The organism is Georgenia sp. Z2081 (assembly GCF_055326445.1).
Genome location: NZ_JBUZNK010000001.1, coordinates 1 through 18,519 on the forward strand (window position 1 = coordinate 1; position 18,519 = coordinate 18,519).

At 71.5% G+C, this 18,519-nt stretch carries 20 protein-coding genes; 14 read left to right on the forward strand and 6 right to left on the reverse strand.

Annotated elements, in window-relative coordinates; all coding sequences use genetic code 11:
* Window positions 1–69 precede the first annotated feature (69 nt).
* Both ACZLKG_RS00005 and ACZLKG_RS00010 read left to right on the forward strand, forming a co-directional pair.
* A protein-coding gene (locus ACZLKG_RS00005) for an IS3 family transposase (protein ID WP_463647485.1) occupies window positions 70–1,232 on the forward strand; the annotation gives its coding sequence in 2 pieces (ribosomal slippage) (window positions 70–336 and window positions 339–1,232; 1,161 coding nt in all).
* A 19-nt stretch (window positions 1,233–1,251) separates the two neighbouring features.
* A complete protein-coding gene (locus tag ACZLKG_RS00010; RefSeq protein ID WP_463647486.1) occupies window positions 1,252–1,623 on the forward strand; it encodes a thiamine-binding protein in 372 nt (123 codons plus the stop codon).
* Window positions 1,624–1,873: 250 nt separating this feature from the next.
* Here the strand turns inward: ACZLKG_RS00010 and ACZLKG_RS00015 are convergent, their stop codons facing one another.
* The gene (locus ACZLKG_RS00015; RefSeq protein WP_425707156.1) at window positions 1,874–2,410 is read right to left on the reverse strand and encodes a low molecular weight protein-tyrosine-phosphatase; all 537 of its coding nucleotides are present in this window, start codon (window positions 2,408–2,410) and stop codon (window positions 1,874–1,876) included.
* A gap of 138 nt (window positions 2,411–2,548) precedes the next feature.
* Between ACZLKG_RS00015 and ACZLKG_RS00020 the strand changes: the two genes are divergently transcribed.
* From ACZLKG_RS00020 to erm, 6 genes are all read left to right on the forward strand, one after another.
* The gene (locus ACZLKG_RS00020) at window positions 2,549–3,370 is read left to right on the forward strand and encodes a hypothetical protein (protein WP_425707157.1); all 822 of its coding nucleotides are present in this window, start codon (window positions 2,549–2,551) and stop codon (window positions 3,368–3,370) included.
* Between the two features lie 348 nt (window positions 3,371–3,718).
* Window positions 3,719–4,657, forward strand: coding sequence for a transporter substrate-binding domain-containing protein (locus tag ACZLKG_RS00025; RefSeq protein WP_463647487.1), 939 nt, complete (start codon window positions 3,719–3,721; stop codon window positions 4,655–4,657).
* A 4-nt stretch (window positions 4,658–4,661) separates the two neighbouring features.
* Complete coding sequence (locus ACZLKG_RS00030) at window positions 4,662–5,390, forward strand: amino acid ABC transporter permease (RefSeq protein WP_425707159.1); 729 nt, start codon at window positions 4,662–4,664, stop codon at window positions 5,388–5,390.
* The gene (gene ehuD, locus ACZLKG_RS00035) at window positions 5,383–6,033 is read left to right on the forward strand and encodes an ectoine/hydroxyectoine ABC transporter permease subunit EhuD (protein ID WP_463647488.1); all 651 of its coding nucleotides are present in this window, start codon (window positions 5,383–5,385) and stop codon (window positions 6,031–6,033) included. The genes ACZLKG_RS00030 and ehuD overlap by 8 nt, the downstream gene beginning before the upstream one ends.
* On the forward strand, window positions 6,020–6,868 hold the full coding sequence (gene ehuA, locus ACZLKG_RS00040; protein WP_463647489.1) for an ectoine/hydroxyectoine ABC transporter ATP-binding protein EhuA: 849 nt from the start codon (window positions 6,020–6,022) through the stop codon (window positions 6,866–6,868). Before ehuD ends, ehuA begins: the two co-directional genes overlap by 14 nt.
* Window positions 6,869–7,199: 331 nt before the next feature.
* Window positions 7,200–7,976 carry a 23S ribosomal RNA methyltransferase Erm gene (gene erm, locus ACZLKG_RS00045; RefSeq protein ID WP_425707161.1) on the forward strand — a complete coding sequence of 259 codons (777 nt, stop codon included), beginning with the start codon at window positions 7,200–7,202 and terminating at the stop codon, window positions 7,974–7,976.
* A 7-nt stretch (window positions 7,977–7,983) separates the two neighbouring features.
* Here the strand turns inward: erm and ACZLKG_RS00050 are convergent, their stop codons facing one another.
* The gene (locus ACZLKG_RS00050) at window positions 7,984–8,643 is read right to left on the reverse strand and encodes a DedA family protein (RefSeq protein WP_425707162.1); all 660 of its coding nucleotides are present in this window, start codon (window positions 8,641–8,643) and stop codon (window positions 7,984–7,986) included.
* A gap of 184 nt (window positions 8,644–8,827) precedes the next feature.
* On the opposite strand from ACZLKG_RS00050, the gene ACZLKG_RS00055 reads away from it, so the two are divergent.
* The 3 genes from ACZLKG_RS00055 (at window position 8,828) to ACZLKG_RS00065 (ending at window position 11,136) form a co-directional block, all read left to right on the forward strand.
* Entirely contained in the window at window positions 8,828–10,090 is a 1,263-nt protein-coding gene (locus ACZLKG_RS00055; RefSeq protein ID WP_425707163.1) for an NYN domain-containing protein, read from the forward strand.
* A 273-nt stretch (window positions 10,091–10,363) separates the two neighbouring features.
* Window positions 10,364–10,621 carry a helix-turn-helix transcriptional regulator gene (locus ACZLKG_RS00060; protein ID WP_425707164.1) on the forward strand — a complete coding sequence of 86 codons (258 nt, stop codon included), beginning with the start codon at window positions 10,364–10,366 and terminating at the stop codon, window positions 10,619–10,621.
* The gene (locus ACZLKG_RS00065; protein WP_463647490.1) at window positions 10,618–11,136 is read left to right on the forward strand and encodes a hypothetical protein; all 519 of its coding nucleotides are present in this window, start codon (window positions 10,618–10,620) and stop codon (window positions 11,134–11,136) included. Before ACZLKG_RS00060 ends, ACZLKG_RS00065 begins: the two co-directional genes overlap by 4 nt.
* Window positions 11,137–11,139: 3 nt before the next feature.
* On the opposite strand, the gene ACZLKG_RS00070 is transcribed toward ACZLKG_RS00065, so the two are convergent.
* Window positions 11,140–12,051: a macrolide 2'-phosphotransferase gene (locus ACZLKG_RS00070; protein ID WP_463647491.1), complete on the reverse strand. Its 912-nt coding sequence runs from the start codon at window positions 12,049–12,051 to the stop codon at window positions 11,140–11,142.
* A gap of 70 nt (window positions 12,052–12,121) precedes the next feature.
* Window positions 12,122–13,096: a class 1b ribonucleoside-diphosphate reductase subunit beta gene (gene nrdF, locus ACZLKG_RS00075; protein ID WP_463647492.1), complete on the reverse strand. Its 975-nt coding sequence runs from the start codon at window positions 13,094–13,096 to the stop codon at window positions 12,122–12,124.
* A 382-nt stretch (window positions 13,097–13,478) separates the two neighbouring features.
* Between nrdF and ACZLKG_RS00080 the strand changes: the two genes are divergently transcribed.
* The 3 genes from ACZLKG_RS00080 to ACZLKG_RS00090 all read left to right on the forward strand — a co-directional run bounded on the left by ACZLKG_RS00080 (window position 13,479) and on the right by ACZLKG_RS00090 (window position 16,332).
* Entirely contained in the window at window positions 13,479–14,498 is a 1,020-nt protein-coding gene (locus ACZLKG_RS00080; RefSeq protein ID WP_463647493.1) for a hypothetical protein, read from the forward strand.
* Between the two features lie 212 nt (window positions 14,499–14,710).
* Window positions 14,711–15,433: a hypothetical protein gene (locus tag ACZLKG_RS00085; protein ID WP_463647494.1), complete on the forward strand. Its 723-nt coding sequence runs from the start codon at window positions 14,711–14,713 to the stop codon at window positions 15,431–15,433.
* Between the two features lie 242 nt (window positions 15,434–15,675).
* Window positions 15,676–16,332 (forward strand): hypothetical protein, encoded by a 657-nt coding sequence (locus ACZLKG_RS00090; RefSeq protein ID WP_463647495.1) that lies wholly within the window; start codon window positions 15,676–15,678, stop codon window positions 16,330–16,332.
* A gap of 60 nt (window positions 16,333–16,392) precedes the next feature.
* Here the strand turns inward: ACZLKG_RS00090 and ACZLKG_RS00095 are convergent, their stop codons facing one another.
* Complete coding sequence (locus ACZLKG_RS00095) at window positions 16,393–17,379, reverse strand: glycine betaine ABC transporter substrate-binding protein (protein WP_425707171.1); 987 nt, start codon at window positions 17,377–17,379, stop codon at window positions 16,393–16,395.
* A gap of 61 nt (window positions 17,380–17,440) precedes the next feature.
* The gene (locus ACZLKG_RS00100) at window positions 17,441–18,355 is read right to left on the reverse strand and encodes a glycine betaine ABC transporter substrate-binding protein (protein WP_425707172.1); all 915 of its coding nucleotides are present in this window, start codon (window positions 18,353–18,355) and stop codon (window positions 17,441–17,443) included.
* Window positions 18,356–18,519: the final 164 nt, after the last annotated feature.

The following is an 18,519-nucleotide window of genomic DNA, read 5'->3' on the forward strand; positions in this document are numbered from 1 at the left end:
GGGTCTGCTGCACGGATAGGTGACACCTGATCTGTGGTGCCGGAAGGTGCTGCTGGAAGGATGTCGATCGTGCCCAGACCTCATCCCAAGGAGTTCCGCGACGATGTCGTGGCCGTGGCCCGCCGCGGGGACGCTCCGATCAAGGACATCGCCAAAGACTTCGGGATCAGCGAGTCCTGCCTGCGTAACTGGCTACAGGCCGCCGATGTCGAGGACGGCAACCGCCCCGGCGTGACCCGGAGCGAGTCGGCCGAGCTGCGCGAAGCGAAGAAGCGTGTCCGCCTGCTCGAGCAGGAGAACGAGGTCCTGCGCCGCGCAGCGGCCTACCTCTCTCAGGCGAACCTGTCGGGGAAATGATGTACCCGCTCGTAAAGGAGCTCGCCGCTGACAGGATCCCTGTCGCGGTGACGTGTCGGGTCCTCAAGCTCGCCCGCCAGCCCTACTACCGCTGGCTCGCCACCCCGGTCACCGACCGTGATCTCGAGCAGGCCTACCTCGCGAACGCCTTGTTCGATGCTCACCGGGACGATCCGGAGTTCGGGTATCGCCTGCTGGCCGACGAGGCCCGCGAAGCGGGGCACGTCGCGTGTGATCGCACGGTCTGGCGGACCTGCCGGGACAACCGGTGGTGGAGCGTGTTCGGCAAGAAGCGCAACGCGAACGGCAAGCGGCCCGGCCCGCCGGCCCATGACGATCTCGTCGAGCGGGACTTCACGGCCACCGCTCCCAACGAGCTGTGGCTGACCGATATCACCGAGCACCCCACCGGTGAGGGCAAGATCTATCTCTGCGCGGTCAAGGACGTCTACTCGGGACGGATCGTGGGGTACTCGATCAGCGATCGCATGAAGACCCGCCTCGCGGTCGACGCTCTGGTATCGGGGGTCTCCCGCCGCGGCGGTGATGTCGCCGGTTGCGTTGTGCATTCGGACCGCGGCTCCCAATTCAGGTCGCGCCGATTCCTGGCCGCCCTACGCTGCCACGACCTCGTGGGCTCGATGGGCCAGGTCGCCTCCGCGGGGGACAACGCCGCGATGGAGTCCTTCTTCTCGCTCCTGCAGAAGAACGTCCTGAACCGCCGTCGTTGGGCCACTCGGGCCGAGCTGCGGATCGCGATCGTGACCTGGATCGAACGGACTTACCACCGCCGAAGGCGACAGGACCGGCTCGGTCGCCTGACCCCCATCGAGTACGAGACCATCATGACCACTCAGATCGCACTCGCGGCCTGAGAACACCTGTCACGTATCCGTGCAGCAGACCCGCTGCAACCACGGTCCCGCCGGCGTCGCCCGCGCCGGGTTCAAGATCGATCACGTGATCGGCCACCGCGACAACGCGCATGTCCAGCTCCGCGGCGACGACCGTGTTGCCCGCATCGAGCAGCGGTTCGTCCTGGCTAAGGTTCCTCGCAGCGGCGCTCGAACAACGACCACCCACACCACGCTCGAGGGTGAGTGGGACGAGGTCATGCCGGTGATCAAGCGGGCGTGCGACGCCGTCGCCGAGGTCAGCCCGCGCGTGAGCCTGGTACTCAAGGCCGACCTGCGACCGGGCTACACGGGCCAGCTCGCCGCGAAGGTCGAGCGCATCGAGCAGCACCTGGACGTGGCCGACAGCTGAGCCGCACGACCCGAGGCAGCGGAGTCGGGCGCCCTCGGACTGTCGACGACACGGCGTCGGTGCCGAGGACACGGCTTGTCGCCGAGGGCACGGAGTCTGCGCCGAGAGTACCGACGGCGGATGTCCAGTCGGCGCGTTCCCCGCGTCCTCGACGCGTAGCCCGCGTCCTCGGCACGCCGTCCATGTCCTGGCCGGGCTACTTGCGTCGTCCCGCCCGCGACTCAGGGGGGCAGCTCGCACCGTCCGCGGCTCACGGGTACAGCTCGGACCGCCCGGCGGCGAGCGCCGCGGCCAGTGCCTGAGCGCCCGGCGCGAGCATCTCGTAGGTCTCCTCGAAGTCGGAGTCGTCGCCCCACCACGGGTCCGGCACGTCGAGAGTGCCGACGTCGCGGGCGTCACCAGCACCCGGCGCGTCGGGCCCGTCGGCGGCCCGCCACAGCATGATGCGGCCGGGGTCGCTGCCCGAACGCTCCGCGAGCCGTCGAAGCCACACCGCGTGCTCCTCGGTCATGGCGAGCACGAGGTCGGCGGCGCCGAGCTCCTCGGCGGTGACCTGCCGCGCGGTGTGCGCACCGACCTCCACCCCGCGCCGCGCCAACGTGCTCGCCGCGCGCGGGTCGATCGGGTTGCCGGCCTCGTAGTCGGACGTACCGCCGGAGACGACCTCGGCATCGACGTCGGCCCGCTCGAGCGCGTCGGCCAGCACGAGCGCGCCCATCGGCGAGCGGCAGATGTTTCCCGTGCACACGACGAGGATCCTGACGGGCCGCGACACCGGGAGACGCATGGCTCCAGTCTGTCAGGCGGTGCGCGACCACGGGAGCCCCCGCACCCGCGCGGCTCGACTGCCCCGCAGCCCGGCGGCACCGGCACCGCCGCACGCGCCCGACTCCACGGCCGCCCCTTCGCGTGGGACTCTGGGCGCGTGCACCACGTCCGCCCCGCCTCCCGCACAACCCGCACCACGCGCACCGGCCTCGTCCTCGCCCTCGCGCTCCTCCTCTCCGCCTGCGGGTCGGGCGACGACTCGGGCGACGACACCACCTCCGATGCCGGCGACGAGGACGCCCCGGCGTCGGTCGACGACCTCGTCCCCGTCACCGACCAGAGCGAGGAACCGCCCACCTGGCTCTCGGAGACCGGCGAGCCGCGGGAGTCGGAGTCGCTGCTGTGCACGGACGTCTTCGCCACGGGAGGCACCGAGCTGGCGACGACGGACCTCGCGGCCTGCCAGGCGGAGTCCCTGCGGGATGTGGTCGGCTACGTCCAGACCACCGACGCCGGCCAGGACGCCCGGACCGAGCTGCGCGTCTCCACCGAGGACGGGCTCGCCGTCGAGGCGGACCTCGGCGTCGCGCGGATCCTCGTCGTCGGGGCCGACTGGTGGGCCACGACCGACGGTGACTGGCTCGAGCCCGGCGAGGCGGCCGAGATCCCCCGGCTGTCGGGCGCCGGCGAGGCGGCCGTCTCGCTGCAGCAGCTCCACGACCCGCAGGTGGCCGCCGCGTCCACCGAGCCCATCGACGTCGCCGTCACCGGCTCGGCGACGATCGACGGTACCGAGGTCGCCGTCCTCACCGGCACGGGTGAGGGCTCGAGCGGCGAGGAGATCGCGGTGGAGTACTTCGTCACGAGGGAGTACGTCGCGCTCCGTGCCGTCAACGACGTGACGACGTCGGCGGGCACCGCCACGACCACGACCGTGATCAGCGAGCTCGACGAGCCGCAGGACGTCACCGCTCCGTAACCGACGACGACGTCAGACGTGCCACACGAACGGGGCACGATCGCGCTGGTTAATCACAAGCTCGTAACAATGCCGGCGCGCCGCGAGCGCCCCGGGGGCTGCCCCTGCCTCCCGCACGCGCTGCCGCCCCGATCGTTGCCAGGACACGGAAAGATCGCTGTCGCGCCACGCCCGGACACCCCGGGGCGGGCCGGATCGAGCATCGGACGATCACAGATCGACCGGTTGTTCACCGCGCCGTCCCTCCATACGGTGGTCGAGTTCAAGGGCCCGCAGCACCGCGGGCGCCGCCAGCCACTTCGAGCGCCCGCCCCCCAGGGCATCGTGCGCGCCACCGGGAGGAACCCCTTGACCACCACAGCACAGCGTCGCGCCCGTCGCATCGCCCCGCTCGCCACGATCGCCGCCCTGGCCCTCACCCTCGCCGCCTGCGCGGACGAGGGTGAGTCCGCCGACCGCGGGGGCGGTGGCGACGACGGCGACGCCTCCGGTGGCAGCGGTGCCACGCTCACGCTCGAGGATCTCCAGGAGGCCGGCAGCATCACGGTCGGCTTCGCCGGCGAGGCCCCCTACAGCTTCATGGAGGACGGCGAGCTCACCGGCGCGACCGTCGCGCTGCACGAGGCCGTGTGGGCCGAGCTCGGCGTCGACACCGTCGAGGGCCAGCAGGCCGAGTTCGGGCAGCTCATCCAGGCGCTGACGGCCGAGCGCTTCGACGTCGTCGCCGCAGGCATGTCGATCCTGCCCGAGCGCTGCGAGCAGGCGATCTTCTCCGACCCGGAGTTCCAGTACACGACCGCGCTCATGGTTCCCGAGGGGAACCCGGACGGGCTCGAGCCGTCCATGCAGTCCGTCGAGGAGTCCGACGTCCAGATGGCGGCCATGACCGGCGCCATCGAGGCCACCTACGCCGCCGACCTCGGCATCGACGCCATGGAGGTCGGCACCCCGCAGGACGGGATGGACGCCGTCGTCAACGGTCGAGCCGACGTCTTCGCCCTCACGGGCATCTCGCTCAACTGGATGGCCGACAACAACCCGGACGCCCCGATCGAGGTCACCGAGTCCTTCGTGGCCGAGATCGACGGCGTGGAGCAGGTCGGCGCCGGCGGCACCGTCTTCCGCAACGCCGACACCGAGCTGCGGGACGCCTACAACGAGGTGCTCGCAGAGATCGTGGGTGACGAGGAGCGTTACCTCGAGATCGTCGGCGAGTTCGGCTTCACGGCCGAGGAGCGCCCGACCGGCGACCTGACCACCGAACAGCTCTGCGCCGGAGACATCTGATCCGGTGAGCGACAACCTCGACGCAGTCGTCGGGGCGCTTCCCCAGCTCTGGGAGGGCGTCCTCATCACCCTCCAGCTGACCGTCGGCGGCATCATCGGCGCCTTCGTCATCGCCATCGTCCTCGGGCTGGTGGTCAGGAGCGAGCGCTGGTACCTGCGGGTGCCGGCGCGTCTGCTCATCGAGTTCTTCCGCGGGATCTCGCTGCTTGTCCTGCTCTACGTGCTCTTCTACGTGCTCCCGCTGTTCGGCGTGACGTTCACCGGACTGTTCTGCGGCATCTTCGCGCTCTCGTTCAACTACGGGGCCTACGGCGCCGAGGTGGTGCGCGGAGCGATCAACAACGTGCCCAAGGGACAGTGGGAGGTCGGCACCGCGCTGAGCATCAGCCCGTTGCACCACATGCGCCGGGTGATCTGGCCGCAGGCGTGGGCCATCATGCTGCCCTCGCTGAGCAACCTCGCGGTCATGCTTCTCAAGGGCACCGCGGTCGCCTACATCATCCTCATGCACGACCTCACGTGGCAGACGGACATCCTGCGTTCGCAGACCGGGAGCACGTTCTTCTCCTACGGCGTCGGGATGGTCATCTACTTCCTCATCTCGCTGGTCATCGTCCTGCTCGCACAGCTCCTCGAGCGGCAGGCGAAGCGCAAGCTGGGTCAGGGCGCGCCGATGAAGGAGATGTTCGACGTGCAGGTCGCCAAGCCGAACCCGGTGGTGTCCGGTGAGTGACATCTGGAGCTGGGACCGCGCCGCCGAGGTCTTCCCCGACCTCCTCATGGCCTTCCTGCAGGTCACACTCGTCGCGACGGTGCTGGGATCGCTCATCGCCGCCGTGCTCGGCCTGATCGTCGCCATCATCCGCAGGGTCATGCCGAAGTGGATCTCCATGCCGATCCACGCGGTGATGGAGTTCATCCGCATGACGCCGGTGGTCATCCAGCTGCTGTTCGTCTTCTACACGTTCAACAACCTCAGCGGCATGACGATCGGCGTGGTGGTCCTCGGCGTTCACTACGCGACCTACATGGCAGAGGTCTACCGGTCCGGGATCGACGCGATCCCGAAGGGCCAGTGGGAGGCCTCGACGGCCCTGTCGATGTCCCGCACCCGCACGTGGGTCAAGGTGATCATCCCGCAGGCGGTCCGCACGACCCTGCCCGCCCTGGGTACCTGGGTGATCTCGATGTTCAAGGACACCCCCTTCCTCACCGTCATCTTCGTGGGCGAGATGGTCCGCGAGGCGGAGCGGTACGGCTCCCGGACGTTCACCTACACCGAGGCGCTCGTGCTCGCCGGCCTGATCTTCCTGGTCGCCAGCTACGGGACGTCGGTCCTGCTACGCAAGATGGAGAAGCGCCTTGCCACCTACTGACAGCCACGACCCCATCGGGAACGGCGGGACCGCCTCCTCGGGCACCGGGGGCGGCGACGCGCACGCCACCGGCGAGCCGAAGCTCCGGTTCGAGAACGTGCTGAAGAAGTTCGGCGACCACACGGTGCTGGAGAACCTCAACTTCTCCGTCAACCGCGGGGAGCGGGTCACGCTCATCGGCCCGTCCGGGTCGGGCAAGACGACGATCCTGCGCCTGGTCATGACGCTCGAGCACCTCACCGGCGGGTTCATCTACGTCGACGGGAAGCCGCTGACCCACGAGCAGCGCGGGGACCGACGGGTCGAGCGGAAGCCGAAGGACGTCGCGCGCATGACGACGAAGATCGGGATGGTCTTCCAGCACTTCCACCTGTTCCCCAACATGTCGGTGATCGAGAACATCACCGAGGCGCCGATCCACGTGCTCGGGCGCTCGAAGGACGAGGCCCGGACCCGCGGCCTGGAGCTCCTCGAGCAGGTCGGGCTCTCGGACAAGGCGAACGAGCACCCCACGAGGCTCTCGGGCGGTCAGCAGCAGCGCGTCGCGATCGCACGCGCCCTGGCCATGGACCCCGAGATCCTGCTCCTCGACGAGGTGACCTCCGCCCTGGACCCCGAGATCGTCAAGGACGTCCTGTGGGTCCTGCGCGAGGTCGCGAACAACACAGACATCACGATGCTCATCGTCACGCACGAGATGCAGTTCGCCCAGGACGTGTCCGACCGCGTGATGATGTTCGACGGCGGGCACATCGTCGAGGAGGGACCGCCCGACGTGATGTTCTCGAACCCGTCCCAGGAGCGCACCCGGGCGTTCCTGCAGGCGGTGCTCTGAGCGCTCCAGCCGCGGCGTGCCCCGCACCCGCGATCGACGGGCCGACGACGAAAATCCCTCGCCGTCGGCCCGTCGCCGTGTCTACCGTGAGGTCATGAGCAGCATCGTGTGCAGCGCGCCGACGACGGCGCTCGCCCGCGTGCACCGCGACCGCCGCGCCTGACGGCGCGCCGCGGTCCACCTCCAGGGCCCCGCCCGGCCAGGCCGGGTGCGTCCGCGCGCCGTCCGAGAGTCAGCCGCACCTCGGCCGAGCCACGCCACCGCCGGCACTCCCGCGCGCCTGCTGCGCCGCCCCGAGGTGCTCCACCACCGACCCTCGTGGAGCGCACCCATGCCTCGCACCCCCTCCCCTCGCTCGTCCGCCGGCGGCCGGCACGAGCTCGGCCAGAACTTCCTGCACCACCGACCCACGATCGACCGGATCGCCGACCTCGTCGCCGACACGGACGGGCCGATCCTCGAGCTCGGCGCCGGCGACGGCGCACTGACCCGGGCGCTGGCACGCCTGGGTCGGCCGCTCACGGCCGTCGAGATCGACGAGCACCGGGTCCGGCGTCTGCGCCGCAGCGTCCCGGGGGTCCGCGTCGAGCACGCGGACGCGACCCGGATCGCCCTCGACGCTCCGGTCGTCGCGGGCAACATCCCCTTCCACCTCACCACCCCGGTGCTGCGGCGTCTGCTCGGTGCCGGGAGGTGGCAGCGCGCCGTCCTGCTCACGCAGTGGGAGGTCGCGCGCAAACGGGCCGGCGTGGGCGGCGGAACCATGCTCACCGCCGCGTCGGCGCCATGGTTCGCCTTCACCCTGGAGTTCCGTGTCCCCGCGGCGCACTTCGCACCGAGGCCGAGCGTGGACGGCGGCGTGCTCGGCGTCGTCCGCCGTGCGCGGCCGCTCGTCCCGCACCGCGAGCGCCGCCGCTACGAGGCGTTCGTCCGGGGAGTCTTCACGGGTCCCGGCGGGGGGCTCGCTCGGGTCGTCGAACGTGCGGGGCGCACGGACCAGCGCACCGCACGACGCGCGCTGGGCCGTGCCGGTGTGGCGGAGCGAGCCCTGCCACGCGACCTCGGGCCCGAGCAGTGGGCAGCGCTCTGGGGCGCCGTCCGCAGGTAGGTCGGCGTCACCGCTCGGCGTTACCGCTCGTCCTCGCCGTCCGACGCGAAGCCCGGTGCCATCCACCTCGGGCACTCCTGCGCCGCAGGAGGGCGTCCAGACCGAGCCCGAGCAGTACCCCCGCGGACACCCCGATCGCCACCGACACGAGCGGGTGACCGCCGACCACGGCGTGCGCGCCCGCGCCCAGCGCCGCCGTCACGCCCGCCCACAGGAGGGCCGCCGCGCCCGCGGCAGGCAGGTAGCGGCGCGGGGCGAGGTCGAGGACCCCCGCCCCGACGTTGACCGCCACCCGGCCGACCGGGACGAACCGCGCGGCGACGATCACGGGCACGCCACGGCGCTCGAGCGCGCGTCCCGCGGAGCCCACCGCCCGGCGCCCCCGCTCACCCCGGAGCCCTGGCAGGCGGTGGATCGGGACGAGACGGCCGAGCAGGTAGGCGATGGTGTCGCCGACGAACGCGCCGGCAGCCGCCGCGAGCACGATGAGGACGACGTGGACGCCACCGCCGGACAGGGCCAGCACGGTGGCACTGACCAGGATCGTCTCGCTCGGCACCGGCGGGACCAGGCCGTCGACGAGGGCGAGTCCCGCGACCAGCACGAGCAGCCACGGCGACGCGGCGAGCGCGTCGGCGGCGCCCCCCAGGTCGGTGAGGATGTCCACGGCGAGCACCTCCGATCCCGCGCGGGTGCATGACGGCGGGGCCACGCCCGCCCGCCCGTGGTGCATCTCGGGTGCGCCTGCTCCGCACGTCCGCCCGCACCGTGGGCCGAGCCGTCACGCTAGGTCGCCGGCTCCGTCGTCGTCGCCGGAATTCTTTGCGCTCACCTCCCCATAGGCTGGCCGGATGGACGACGACGCACGGATGGCCGTGTTCCTCGACTACGAGAACCTGGCGCTGGGCGCCCGCGACCACCTGGGCGGGATGGCGTTCGACTTCGGTCCCATCGCCGACGCGCTCGCGGTGCGCGGCCGCAGCCTCACGCGCCGTGCCTACGCGGACTGGTCGTTCTTCGACGAGGACCGCCGCATGCTCACCCGCCACCAGTTCGAGCTCATCGAGATGCCGCAGCGCATGGGCGCGTCGCGGAAGAACGCCGCCGACATCAAGATGGTGGTCGACGCGATCGAGATGGCGTTCGAGCGTGACTACGTCTCGACCTTCGTCCTGTGCACCGGCGACAGCGACTTCTCGCCGCTCGTCCACAAGCTGCGGGAGCTGGACAAGCGGGTGATCGGCGTCGGGGTCGAGCTCTCGACCTCCCGCCTCCTCCCGCCGGCGTGCGACGAGTTCCTCTTCTACGACCGCCTCGAGGGCGTGGAGCCCGGGGAGGAGGCCCCCCGACGACGGGGCGCGCACGCCCGCGGCGGAACCGGCCAGGAGCGGCACGACGCCCAGGTGGTGCTGCCGTCGGGCACAGGGGGCGGTGCCGGTTCGTCGGGTGCGGGGTCGTCGGGCGCGGGTTCGTCGGGCGCGGCCGGGTCGGCCCGGGGCGGTGCGACCGGGTCGGTTGCCGCCGGCGGCGCCGCAGCCGACCAGGACCTCGACGCCGCCCCGGCGATCGACGGCTCGATCGACGGCTCGGTCGACGACGAGATCGGCTCGCCCGACGAGTCGGCCGAGACCGAGCCGATCGAGGTGCGCGTGGCGCAGACCCTCGCCGGGCTCGCGACCACGTCCGACTCCGTGACGGCGTCCGTGCTCAAGCGGGCGCTCCTGCGCAAGGACCCGACGTTCAGCGAGTCCGACCTCGGGTTCCGCTCGTTCGGCGAAGTCCTCAAGCACCTGGCGGACCGCGGCGTCGTCGAGCTGTCGACGGGACCCGCGACCGGCGACCCCGAGGTCTCGCTGCCCCAGCAGGGGGACCTCGAGCAGACGTTCGCCCTGCTGGTCGAGATCGTGGCCGAGGGCGACGGCAACGACGACGGTGCCTTCGCCCTGTCCGGCCTGAAGAACCGGCTGCGCAAGCGGCGCCCCGACTTCAGCGAGAAGGCCTTCGGCTTCCGCAGCTTCCTGCAGTTCTGCCGCGCCGCGGAGACGGAGGGCCACGTCGATCTCGACTGGGACGACGACGCGGGCGACTACCTCGTCACCGTGCCCGAGGACTGACCCCGGCGCCCACCACCTCACCGCCCAGCCGGACCACTGACCGCCCAGCTGGACCACCTCATCGCCGAGCTGGACCACCGACCGCCCAGCTGGACCACTGACCGCCCAGCTGGACCACCTCACCGCCGAGCTGGACCACCGACCGCCCAGCTGGACCACGCTGAGGTCATACTCGACGGATCCGAGTCGAGCTCGGGAGAGATGTCGAGGATCGTTGACACCGCGTGTAGAGGATCCTTGACATTGAATGTCGATGATCCTTAACATCTCGGCATGACCCCACCGGCACGCACCGACCCGGGCGCCGTCAGCCCGGTCCGCGAGCGCCGCAAGCAGCACCGGCTCACGCAGGCGGAGCTGGGCGCGCTCGTGGGGGTCAGCCGCCACACCGTCATCGCGATCGAGCAGGGCGACTACGCCCCCTCGGTCTTCCTGGCCCTGCGCATCGCGCGCACCCTCGGGTCGACCGTCGAGGACCTCTTCGGCGCACACCCCGAGGCGGCCACCGACCAGCTGGGAGAGACCTCATGACCTCGGAGCACACCCCCACGAGCGGGACCGGGACACGCCGGCCCGAGCCGGTCGACGAGCGCGAGCGGTCGATCGCCAACGAGGCCTCGGCCGTCGGCATGCGGGCCGGCATCTACGCGGGGCTCGCGGTCGCCGTGGTCGCCGCGGTCCTCGGGTCGCTGATCGTCCCGCTCGTGCTCATCCTCCTCACCGGCGTGCCGACCTGGTCGGCGATGCTGTGGGCCCGGCGGCGCCACGTCGACCTCACCGACGTCGCAGGGCGCGCCCGGCTCGGCGTGCGGGTCTCGGTCTGGGCCGTCATCGGCACCGGGATGCTGCTGGCGCTCGGGGCAATGTGCTGGACGATCGTCACCGGCTCCGGGCTCGTCACGCCGCCCGACCTCGATGTCGTGGGGCCGCAGGCCGACGGGATCGGGAACAGCTTCGCGCGCGGCGCTGTCGTCGGCGGCATGGTCGGCGTCGTCCTCGCCGTGGCCGCCACGTTCTGGCCCCGACGCCGTCGCGACGACGCGTAGCCGTCAGGCCGGGTCGAGTAGCTCCTGCGCCGCGGCTCGGTGCTCGGGCCTGCCGGTGATGAGCGCGTAGATCCCGTAGCCGACCGGGCTCGCGGCCATGTGCTCGGCGCAGTGGTCCGCGAGCCGGGGCCACGTCCGACCGCCGGCATCCTCGTAGGCCTCGAGCGTGACGGCGAACGCCTCCCGGCCCGCCGTCGCGTGGTGCAGAGCGAGATCCGCGCCCGGGTCGGAGACCTTCGCCGTCGTCCAGTCGAGCACGGCGGTCGGCCGGTCGGCCTCGTCGACGAGCACGTGCGCGGGATAGAGCTCGCCGTGGGTGAGCACGGACCGGTCCGGCCAGAACGAGTCCTCGCCGATCCACGTGCGCCATCGCTCGAGCAGCTGCGGCGCGACGCGGAAGGATCCGGCGACCCGCTCGACCTCCCCGGCCCGACGGGTGCGCACCTCGTCCGGGGTCTCGACCACCGCACCACCGGCCGCCGCCGCGTCGACGTCGATGCCGTGCAGCTCGGCGAGCAGCTCGCCGAAGGCACGTGCATAGGTACGCGACGTCGGGTCGACGTGCCAGACCGGCTCACCGGTGGCGGGATCGACCGTCAGCCCGGGCGACCCTGGCAGCAGCGGGTAGGCCACGAGCCGGGTCGACCGGATACGCCAGTCCGGGACCGCGACCGACAGGCGCGGCCGCACGACGTCGAGGATCGCCGCCTCCGCCGCGATGCCCTCGGCGACGTCCGGCCGGCGGGGCACGCGCAGCACCCACGACTCACCGGCAGCCGTGCTCCCGATGGCCACCCGGTAGTCCAGCCCGACCTCCTCGATCCGTAGCGAGGCCGGGTCGATGTCGAGCCCGTGGGCGGCGGCGAGGGCGGCGAGCTCGTCCCGGCCTGCCGGAACCTGTGCGTCTTCCGTCATCGGGTCCTCCCGGCGCGCGGTCGTCGCCGGCGCCGCCGCGCGCTCGGGCGTGGCGGCGCCGCCGGGGGACTCAGAAGTCCCAGTCCTCGTCCTCGGTGTTCTCCGCCTTGCCCATGACGTAGGAGGAGCCGGATCCGGAGAAGAAGTCGTGGTTCTCGTCCGCGTTGGGGCTCAGCGAGGAGAGGATCGCCGGGTTCACGGCCGTCTGGTCGGCCGTGAACAGGCCCTCGTAGCCGAGGTTGTTGAGGGCCTTGTTGGCGTTGTACTTGAGGAACGCCTTGACGTCCTCCGTGAGCCCGAGCGGGTCGTAGAGGTCCTCGGTGTACTGCTCCTCGTTCTCGTAGAGCTCGAGGAGGAGCTCGAAGGTGTAGTCCTTGAGCTCCTGGCGACGCTCGGCCGAGGAGCGCTCGAGGGCCTTCTGGTACTTGTAGCCGATGTAGTACCCGTGCACGGCCTCGTCGCGGATGATGAGGCGGATGAGGTCCGCGGTGTTCGTCAGCTTCGCGCGGCTCGACCAGTACATCGGTGCGTAGAACCCCGAGTAGAAGAGGAACGACTCGAGCATCACGGACGCGACCTTTCGCTTCTCCGGGTCGTCACCGCGGTAGTAGTCCATGATGATCTGCGCCTTGCGCTGGAGGTTCTCGTTCTCCTCCGACCAGCGGAACGCGTCGTCGATCTCGGCGGTCGAGATGAGCGTGGAGAAGATCGACGAGTACGACTTCGCGTGCACCGACTCCATGAACGCGATGTTCGTGTAGACGGCCTCCTCGTGCTGCGTGACGGCGTCGGGGATGAGGCTGACCGCGCCGACGGTGCCCTGCACCGTGTCCAGCAGCGTGAGGCCGGTGAACACCCGGGTGGTCATCAGCTGCTCGTGCTCGCTCAGGGTCGCCCACGACTGGATGTCGTTCGACAGCGGCACCTTCTCCGGCAGCCAGAAGTTCGAGGTCAGGCGGTCCCAGACCTCCTGGTCCTTGTCGTCGTCGATGCGGTTCCAGTTGATGGCCTGGACCGAGGAGACGAGCTTGAGCTTCTCGGACACGGTGCTCCTTGTCATGCGTCGCGCGTGCGTCGCGCGTGGGGTCGTCGCCTCGCGAGGGACGTCTCGGGCGGTGCGTCCATGCTGCCACGAAGCACCGACGACGTCGCCGACCGACAAGGTGAGGTACGCCGTCGAGGCGCCTCCCCCACGTGCACCGCACGGTGGGCAGCCGATACGCGCCCGACGCCGACATGCCGGTCACCGAGGTACCCGCTCCCCGGGTGTAGCCGGGATTCGCGGGCGAGGACACTGGCGCTGTGACCGAAAGTCCGTATGGCCGCCCTGCGCACGCCCCCGACGGCGTGCGCATGGGGCACGACCTGCCGACGAGGTCCCCATCCGCCGACCGGCGGACGCACGGCCGGGACACCAGAATGTCCCCGTGAACGTCGACCCGCACTCGCAGTACACCTCTGCACAGCACCCACCCGCGCCGGGCCGGCGCGCCCCCGACGGCAGCGTGTGGAACGGCAGCTTCTGGGAGCTCCCACCCGGCGGGCCGGGCGGGCCGTCGCCCGACCAGCTCCGGCAGCGCGCACGAGACGCGGCGCGGCCTCGCCTCGACGCCGGGCGATCGACCCGGTCCGACCTCTCGACGACGACGATCGCCTCGATCCTGCTGGTCGCGGCGGCGGCGATCGCGGCCGTGCTCATCGACGGCTCCGGGCAGGGCATGGCGCCGGGGCTCGTCGCGACGCTGTCGGCCGGCGCGGGCCTCGTCCTCGGTGGCGTGGTGATCCTCGTCCAGCGCTTCCGCATGGACGACCGCTCCTGGTACGTCGCCCGCAGCGACGCCCGGTCCATGGGCTCCGGAGCGGCGATCGGGCTCGACGTGCTGCAGGCGTTCCTCGGTTACGTGCCTGCGGTGGCGCTGACGGTCGGGGCCGCCGGCGCCGGCGAGCGCCTGCTCTCGCTGACGGGTTTCGCGTGCGCGATGCTCGTCGGGCTCACGCTCGCCGTCTGGGTCTCGCGCGAGCCGCTGCGTGGCGACGGGAACCGGCGTAACCGCAGCCACGAGTGGATCCACGAGGAGATCGTCGGGTTCACCCGACGAGGCCGGGCCGCCCGCTGGACCCGGTTCCTGCTCGGCGTCGTCATGGGCGTGGCCGCGGCCGCGACGGGCGTGCTCGTGCCCGCCCCCGCCCCGGAGGTCGGGACGATGGTGGGCCTCCTCGTCATCGGGGCGGTGGCCGGGTGGATCTTCTTCGGCGTGCAGGCCTGGTGGGACAACCTCGACCGGCGCGTGTCGAAGCCCGCGGGGCGCGAACCGCGTGCGCGCACGGAGCCCGAGCGTCCGGAGCCCGAGCGCGGCGAGCCCGAGCGCCTGGAGCAGGACCGCGATCGCCGCACGGGCGGTCCTGTCCTCCCCGACCCGCCCTCCGGGCACGTGCCACCGTGGTGATGTGGGAGGCGCCGCGGGGGGACGCGCACCGTCCCGCTCACGGCGCAGGGCCGGGCATCCCGTCCTTCGAGAACGCGGAACCTCGCGGGTGGGGTGACCAGCCACATGGGTGGCCCGAACGGCCGAGCGGCTCGGCCGGACCGCCGATCGGCCGGGCCGGACCGCCGACCAGCACAGCCGTCGACGGTGGCCGCTCGAGCAGGTCCGACGTCGTGGCGACGACGCTCGGCTCCCTCCTCATGGCCGCCGCCTCCGTGGGCGTGCTGTTCCTGGTGACCACGTACGGCGACGCGACCGCGCCCGGGGCGAACGCGGCGGTGTCCGCCGGCATCGCCGGGATCGCGTACGGGGTGGTCCGGGTGGTGCAGGACGCCCGCATGGACAAGCGGTCCTGGTACGTCGCGCGCAGCGACCGCCGATCGATGGGGCTGACGGCCGCGATCGGTGTCGACCTCGTCCAGAACGTCCTGCTCTACGCCCCGCCCGTGACACTCGCGGTGCTGGCCGCCGAGCTCGGCGACCGCACCCTCGCGCTGACGGGCGCGATCTGCGCGATCATCCTCGGGGTGCTCACCACGAGCTGGTCCGTTCGCTATCCGTTGCTCTACACGGGCCTGCAGCAGACTTCGTGGCGCTACAGGCCCTATGCGCCGGACCCGGAGTTCGTGCGCAGGTCGGTGGGGGCGCGCCTCCTGCGTCTCGCCGTCGGGGTCCCGCTCGGACTCGCCGGGGCGGTCACCGTCCTGCTCGTGCCCGAGCCCCGCCCGGGGCTCGTCATGACAGTCACCCTCATGGCGCTGGTCGGTCTCGCCAACGGGGTGGGCGTCCTGGTCTATGGCCGGCCCAAGCTGCGAGGGCCGAGGCGACGCGACCAGGAGCTCCACACCCGTATGCGGCACGAGCACGAGCATCTCCGCCACCAGGGGCGCCGATGAGCTCGCCCGGTGGCAGGGGCCCGTTCGGTCGACGGCACGGTGATCATGGGGCTGCGCACCGGTCGGGGCCGGCCGCGCAGTGGCCCGCCCATTTCCCGCGGGCCGAGGCGCATCGGCCGGAACCTTTCGCACCGTGGCCCGGCACGACCTGGCCCGGCCGTCCTCACCACCCGAACGAGGAACCCTGGCCGGCGCGCCGTCCGTGGGCCTCGGCCCTGTGGGACGTCGCGGCGACGACGGCGGTGGCCGCCGTCGCCGTCCTGGTCGCCGCCCTCCTGGCCGACGTGCTGATCGACGACGCCGGCAACCTCCGGTTCGAGCCGAACCGCGGGCCCGACGGCACCTCGGGCGCGGCGACGACGGGCGGCACCCTCGGGCTCGTGGTCGGCGCGGCGGTGCTGTGGCCGTACCGCCGGTGGCGCAACGGTCGCACCTGGTACGAGGGCCGCGGCGACGCACGGTCGATGAGTACCGGGTCCGTCCTGCTCGTCGACCTCGTCCAGGCCGCGTTGCTCACTCTCCCGCCGGCCGTGGTGCTGCTGGCTGTGGACGTGTACCTGCACCGGCAGGTCGGCCTGACCGCGGTCGCGGTGGCCACCGGGCTGCTCGTGACCCGGGCCGTGACGGCGCAGAACTGGGCGGGCGAGGCGACGTCCCGACCGGGTGACCCGCGCCCGCTGGCCGACCGGGGCCGCGGCTCGAAGGTCGCCCGGATCGGCCTCGCCTGGCTGACGGCCCCCGTCGGCCCGCTGCTCGGGCTGCTGGCGTTCGACGACACCGAGTTCATCTACGCGGGCGCCATCGTGGTGGCCGTGCTCGTGCCACCGGTCAGCCTCTTCTGGTGGTGGCGGCTGCGCACACCGCAGCCCCCAACGGCCAGGGGCCGCGGCGATGCCTGACCACGGCCCCGCCAGACCACAGCGCCGCCTGACCGCACCGACGCCTCCGGCGCGACACGGTCAGCTCTCTGTCTCCGCCCCGTCCTCGGACGCGGACTCCGAACCGGACTCCGAACCGGACTCCGCGCCCGCACCGTCGGCGACCTCTCCGGAGAGGACGGCGTCGACGTAGTCCGGGTTGTCCTCGAGCCACTGGTCGACGGCGTCGTCGTTGGACTCGCCGCCCATCTCGTTGAACATGATGTTCTCCAGCGAGTGCAGCTCCTCGCTGGTCATGTAGAAGCCGCTGAGCCACTCGGCGACCTCCGGGTACTCCTCCGCGAACCCCAGGTGCCCGTAGACGTAGATGTCGTCGGGCACGCCGAGTGCGCCTTCGGGGTCCTCGAGGTCCCGGATGGGGAACGCGTCGTAGGCCCAGTGCGGTCGCCACAGCGTGACGACGATGTTGTCCCCGCTCGAGGTGGCCGCCTCCACCTCGGCGAGCATCGCCGTCGTCGAGGAGGTCACGTACTCCATGTCCTCCAGGCCGTAGGTCGGGATGACCTCGTTCTCGGTCAGCGACGTGAGCACCGCGCCGGACTCGATGCCGACGATCCGGTTGTCGAACTCGTCGGCGTTCTCCGCGAGCTCGGCGAGCGAGGTGATCGGGGCGTCCTCGTTGACGGCGATGGTCATCGGCGCCTCCTCGTACCACATGCCGATCTCCTCGACCCGGTCGCCGTACTCCGCCATGTGCGGGGAGTTGGCCTCCGGGAGCCAGACGTCGAAGTTGAGGTCGTACTGGCCCTCGGCCAGGCCCGTCCACAGCACGGCCATGTCGACGATCTCCAGCTCGACCTCGTAGTCCTGGTCCTCGAGGATGCGCTGCCACAGGTGGCCGGTCGCCAGCGCCTCCTCCCAGCCCGCCGGGATGCCGATGACGATGGGCTCCGCCGCATCGGCCGACCCGCCGCCGGACGCGCCGTCGTCATCTTCGCCGCCGCAGGCGGACAGGGTGAGGGCCAGTGCTACGGCCGTGGTGGCGGTCCGGCGGGTCGTCGTTCGCATGTGTCTCCTTCGACTGGTGATCGGCCGGGAGCGGCGGGGCCGCACGCTCCGTCGGTGGGGGTCATTCCCCGACGATCTCGGGCACGAAGTCCGGGTTCTCCTCCACCCACCGGTCCACGGCCTCGTCGTTCTCCTCACCGTTCAGCTCGTTGAACATGATGGTCTCCAGCGAGGAGACCTGCTCGTCGTCCATCGCGAACCGGCCGCTCCACTCGGCCACCTCGGGATGCTCCTCGGCGAACCCGGGACTGCTGAACGTGTGGATGTCGTTCGGCGGGCCGAGGGCGCCCTCGGGGTCCTCGAGGTCCCGGATCGGGAACGCGTCGTAGGCCCAGTGCGGGCGCCACAGCGTGGCGACCACGTTCTCCCCCGACTCGATCGCACCCTGCAGGTCCGCGAGCATCGACGGCGTGGAGGAGACGACGAACTCCATGTCCTCCAGCCCATAGGTGGGGATTACCGAGTCCTGCACGTAGCGGGTGAGGCCGGCGCCGGGCTCGATGCCGACGATGCGGTTGTCGAACTCGTCGGCGTGGTCGGCGAGCTCGGTCAAGGAGGTGATCGGGGCGTCGTCGTTGACGACCATCGTGTTCGGGTAGTCCTCGAACCAGACGCCGAGGTCCTCGATGTCGTCGCCGTACTGCTCGAGATAGTCCTCGTGGTTGTGCGGGAGCGCCACGTTGAAGTTGAGGTCGTAGTCCCCGGCGGCGAGGCCGGTGAAGACGACGCCGACGTCGGCGTGCTCCGTCTCGACCGCGTAGCCCTGCTCCTCGAGGATGTGCTTCCAGATGTAGGAGGCGGCGATGCCCTCCTCCCAGCCGTGGAAGACGCCGATCGTGATCGTCTCCCCGGAGCCGTCGCCACCGTCGCTGCCGGCCCCCTCGTCCGGGTCGTCCCCGCCGCCGCAGGCGGCGAGCGCCGGTGCGGCCGCCGTCGTGACGGCGCCGGCCGTCAGCCATGTCCGAGTAGTTCGCATGTCGGTCCTTCTCCTCGTGTGTCGTCGTCGACGACGAGTGCTGATCGAATCTGCGTCTGGCTCAGGTGATGGCTCGTGCCGGCGCGTGCTCCTCGTGAATGGTGTCGGCTCGGTGGGCGGTGGCTGGACGGGCGCGCGGCCCGCCCCGGTGGCCGGGGCGGGCC

Excerpts from the sequence above, each read along its gene's own strand:
- ACZLKG_RS00015 (WP_425707156.1), bottom strand. The coding sequence starts at position 2,410 with ATGCGTCTCCCGGTGTCGCGGCCCGTCAGGATCCTCGTCGTGTGCACG.
- ACZLKG_RS00060 (WP_425707164.1), top strand. The coding sequence starts at position 10,364 with ATGACCCCACCGGCACGCACCGACCCGGGCGCCGTCAGCCCGGTCCGC.
- ACZLKG_RS00055 (WP_425707163.1), top strand. The coding sequence starts at position 8,828 with ATGGACGACGACGCACGGATGGCCGTGTTCCTCGACTACGAGAACCTG.
- ACZLKG_RS00065 (WP_463647490.1), top strand. The coding sequence starts at position 10,618 with ATGACCTCGGAGCACACCCCCACGAGCGGGACCGGGACACGCCGGCCC.
- ACZLKG_RS00100 (WP_425707172.1), bottom strand. The coding sequence starts at position 18,355 with ATGCGAACTACTCGGACATGGCTGACGGCCGGCGCCGTCACGACGGCG.
- ACZLKG_RS00070 (WP_463647491.1), bottom strand. The coding sequence starts at position 12,051 with ATGACGGAAGACGCACAGGTTCCGGCAGGCCGGGACGAGCTCGCCGCC.
- ACZLKG_RS00095 (WP_425707171.1), bottom strand. The coding sequence starts at position 17,379 with ATGCGAACGACGACCCGCCGGACCGCCACCACGGCCGTAGCACTGGCC.
- erm (WP_425707161.1), top strand. The coding sequence starts at position 7,200 with ATGCCTCGCACCCCCTCCCCTCGCTCGTCCGCCGGCGGCCGGCACGAG.